General features: G+C 64.4%; 5 protein-coding genes. 2 read left to right on the top strand and 3 right to left on the bottom strand.

Going from position 1 to position 3,557, the window contains the following annotated elements:
• The 3 genes from DBR22_RS22145 to galU form a co-directional block, all read right to left on the bottom strand.
• Positions 1-620, bottom strand: a 620-nt coding sequence (locus DBR22_RS22145) for a hypothetical protein (protein WP_146187627.1), incomplete at its 3' end; no start/stop codon positions are given.
• A 106-nt stretch (positions 621-726) separates the two neighbouring features.
• Positions 727-1,344 (bottom strand): GNAT family N-acetyltransferase, encoded by a 618-nt coding sequence (locus DBR22_RS22140; protein WP_258229392.1) that lies wholly within the window; start codon positions 1,342-1,344, stop codon positions 727-729.
• Positions 1,345-1,349: 5 nt separating this feature from the next.
• On the bottom strand, positions 1,350-2,255 hold the full coding sequence (galU, locus tag DBR22_RS22135) for a UTP--glucose-1-phosphate uridylyltransferase GalU (protein ID WP_108600746.1): 906 nt from the start codon (positions 2,253-2,255) through the stop codon (positions 1,350-1,352).
• 48 nt (positions 2,256-2,303) lie between these two features.
• Here galU and DBR22_RS22130 point away from each other — a divergent pair, with 48 nt between their 5' ends.
• Both DBR22_RS22130 and DBR22_RS22125 read left to right on the top strand, forming a co-directional pair.
• Positions 2,304-2,924, top strand: a complete 621-nt coding sequence (locus DBR22_RS22130) for a 5-formyltetrahydrofolate cyclo-ligase (RefSeq protein WP_108600745.1) — start codon at positions 2,304-2,306, stop codon at positions 2,922-2,924.
• A gap of 134 nt (positions 2,925-3,058) precedes the next feature.
• On the top strand, positions 3,059-3,319 hold the full coding sequence (locus DBR22_RS22125) for an FmdB family zinc ribbon protein (protein ID WP_108600744.1): 261 nt from the start codon (positions 3,059-3,061) through the stop codon (positions 3,317-3,319).
• Positions 3,320-3,557 lie beyond the last annotated feature (238 nt).

Raw genomic sequence — 3,557 nt, 5'->3', positions numbered from 1 at the left:
TCCCGGAGTTCCACGGCCGTCAGCGGCTTCGGAGCGGGCTGGTGGGCCTCCGCGTCGAAGAGCCGGCTCTCCGGCTGTGCCGCGGCCGGTTCGGGGACAGTGGCGCTGGGGCCGGCAGGAGCCTGACGGCGCTGAGGGGCGCTCATTGCTTCGCGAAACGCCGCATTCACCTTGGCTTTGCGGTCACGAACGGCCAGGAAGCGCAGCAGGACGAGGGCCGAAACTGTGATGCCCACGCAGGCGAGCGGCAGAATCGCCGTACCCACTCCGAAGATGAGGAAAATGCCTGAAATAAAGGCAGTGAGCAGTGCTGCGACGGCAACGAGCGCAATGCCTGTTCTGCCATACCGGATCCGGAACGCGCCCGGTTTGGCACTTCCGGCCGGTTCCAAAGCGGTTTCGGTGCTCTTCCTGATCTCCATGGCGTTCTCCTGCTGGGCGGCGACGTTGAGTACCATCCCGGCTCTCGGGTCCGATTCAAAAGCTGGCACTTCCGCCAGGTAGTCGGCAGCGGCCTGGACCGGGTGCCGGCGGTTGCGAAGAATGTACGGTGCGACCCACACAATCCACAGCACGACGGCAACCACAAGGATCACTGAGCTGCTAAGGGGAAAGTCCACACTCAAAACCGTATGAGCATTACCGCGGCGGCTCCCGCATTAGCCGCGGTGTGTCGTCCGCAACGTGGTAAATCATTGGATTTATGTCCCGGAAGCGCGTTCGGCCTCAGGTCCTGGAAGCAAGCCAGCGGGTCAGCAGCCCCTCCGGGATTTCGTCGGCCGTCAGTGCGAACGTCCGGTGGTCTGCCCACTCGCCGTTGATATGAAGAAAGCGGGGCCGGTAGCCCTCGTCACGGAACCCGAGCTTCTCGACAACACGCAGGCTGGGGCCGTTCTCGGGACGGATGTTGATCTCCATCCGATGCAGACCCAACGCCTTGAAGCAATGGTCTGTGGCCATCGCAACCGCTGTTGGGGCGATGCCATGGCCGGCACGGGCCTGGTCAACCCAGTAACCCAGCGTGGCCATCATGGCCGAGCCCCAGACAATCGAGGAGACCGTCAGCTGGCCGACAATGACAGGCACCGATGAGGCGGACGTGCGTTCGGTGATGAGGAAGGGCAGTGCAGTTCCCTGGGCTGCCTGGGCTTTCAGGGACCGGACCATCTGCCGGTAATCCGGCAGGCCGCCGCCAGGCATCGGGTTCGAAGCCTCCCACGGCGCCAGCCATTCATTGTTGCGCGCCCGCACCTGGGTCCAATCTTTTTTGTCCCGGTACCGGATGGGGCGCAGGACCAGGTCGCCGCACTCCAGCGTTACGGGCCAGATGGGTCCTGAGCGCACGGCAGTTACTTGGCGAGGCCGGCAGTGAAGCCCGGCAGCCATTCCCGGAGCCCGGGGCCGAGGTCATCGCTGTCAATGGCGAGTTGAACGCAGGCCTTCAGGTAGCTGAGCTTGTCCCCGGTATCGTACCGGCGGCCGCGGAAGACCACGCCGTAGACGCCATGGCCTTCGGCATCCCCCGCAGCGAGCTCCTGCAGAGCGTCCGTCAGCTGGATTTCGCCGCCGCGGCCCGGACCTGTGCGCTCCAGGACTTCGAAAACAGCCGGGTGGAGAACGTAACGCCCAATGACGGCGAGGTTCGACGGCGCCTCGTCCACGTCCGGCTTTTCGACAAGCTTGTTGATCCGGACGTATCCTTCGCCGTCAATTTCTTCAACATCGGCGCAGCCATATGCGCTGATCTGGGACGGCTCCACCTCGATGAGTGCCACCACGGACCCGCCGGTCTTGGCCTGGACGTCGATCATGGTGCTCAGGAGTTCGTCCCGGGCGTCAATGAGGTCATCGCCGAGGAGAACCGCAAAAGGTTCGTTCCCGACATGCTGCTTGGCGCGGAGGACCGCATGGCCGAGGCCGTTTGGGTCTCCTTGGCGGACGTAGTGGATGTCGCCGAGGTTGCTGGCTGCCTGAATGGATTCGAGCTTTGCGGTGTCACCCTTGGCGGACAGGGTGTCCTCCAGCGAGGGAACGCGGTCGAAGTGGTCCTCGAGCGCGCGCTTGTTGCGGCCGGTGATCATGAGGATGTCGTTCAGGCCCACCTTCACTGCCTCTTCCACCACGTACTGGATAGCAGGCTTGTCCACCACCGGCAGCATTTCCTTGGGCATCGCCTTCGTTGCAGGCAAAAACCTGGTGCCAAGGCCGGCGGCAGGAATAACGGCCTTACGAACTGTCTGCTGAGTGGTAGTCACTGCACTAATCTAACGGCAGAGCGATTCATTCAGTAATTAGGGAGCGGTATGTCCGGGGACAACAGAGAAACCAAGGAAAGCATCCGCGCTCTCCACCGTGAGCGCCGTGCCGCGACCGATAACGGCCAGCGGGACAAGGCCGGCGCCACCCTCGCCCTCCACGGCTCTGCCTGGGCACAGCAGTTGGCAGGTGGCACGCCGTCGACGTTCTGTGCATATCTGGGTGTTGTGCCGGAGCCGCCCACCTTGCCCCTGCTCCAGGAGCTGCACCGGCTGGGGCACAGGGTCCTGCTGCCGGTCTGTGAACCCGGCAGGCGATTGAGCTGGGCGGACTGGACGCCCGCCGTCGAATTTGTCCGCAGCCGTTTTGCCCCGGTCCTGGAACCCGCCGGACCGCGCCACGGCCTCGGGATCATGGCGACGGTGTCCGCGCTCTACATCCCCGCGACGGCGGTGGACCGGAGCGGCAACCGGATCGGCCAGGGCGGCGGCTACTACGACGTCCTGCTCGCGTCCCTGGATGGTCAGGGCCTGGACATCCCGCTGGCAGCCATCGTCTTCGATTCAGAGCTGCTGCCGGCCGGAAGCATTCCCGCTGAGCCCTTTGACCGGAAAGTTCCGGCGGCCCTGACACCGTCAGGATTCGTCAGGCTGGCTGAGGGTTCCTGAGTAAGGTATCGCCTCGAAGGTGGTACCCGGAGGGGATGCTAGAATTAGCAGTCAGGCCCTGCGACTGCTAATGACCGGTTGATTCCGCTTCACGCAGCACGGGACCTCTGTTTTGTCCAAGAGGAGGAGCACCAGTGCCCACGTATGCGTACGCCTGCAAGGATTGCGGCCATGCCTTCGATATTTTCCAGTCGTTCACGGACAGCACCCTGACGTCCTGCCCTGAGTGCCAGGGAGCCCTGCGCAAGAAGTTCAACAGCGTGGGCGTCGTGTTCAAGGGCTCCGGTTTCTACCGCACCGATTCCAGGGACGCCAAGGGAAGCACAGTTTCTGCCGCACCCGCTGCTCCGGCTGCGCCTGCAGCCGCACCGGCACCGGCTGCCGCCGCAAGCTGAAGCCCGCCTCCACTGCTGTGGCAGGCAATGTCCGACGCCGGCACCACCGTTGTCCACATAGGAACCTTTGCGCATGGTGGGCTTAGTCCCGCAACCGTAGCGTGGTTCCCATGCCCGCCACCGTTTTCCACCGCAGCCGCGGATCCGCCCCGCCCGGGCGCCAGGTCCGTCGCCAGCACCCGTCCACCCGTACGGGCCGGCGGCGAGGCCATCGGCTGTCGTCCTGGCTCAGCCGGAA

This window comes from Arthrobacter sp. HMWF013 (assembly GCF_003061105.1).
In the GTDB taxonomy this organism is placed as follows: Bacteria; Actinomycetota; Actinomycetes; order Actinomycetales; family Micrococcaceae; genus Arthrobacter.
Note: the sequence above shows the minus strand (reverse complement) of the source record. Positions and strands in the feature narration are given on the sequence as shown.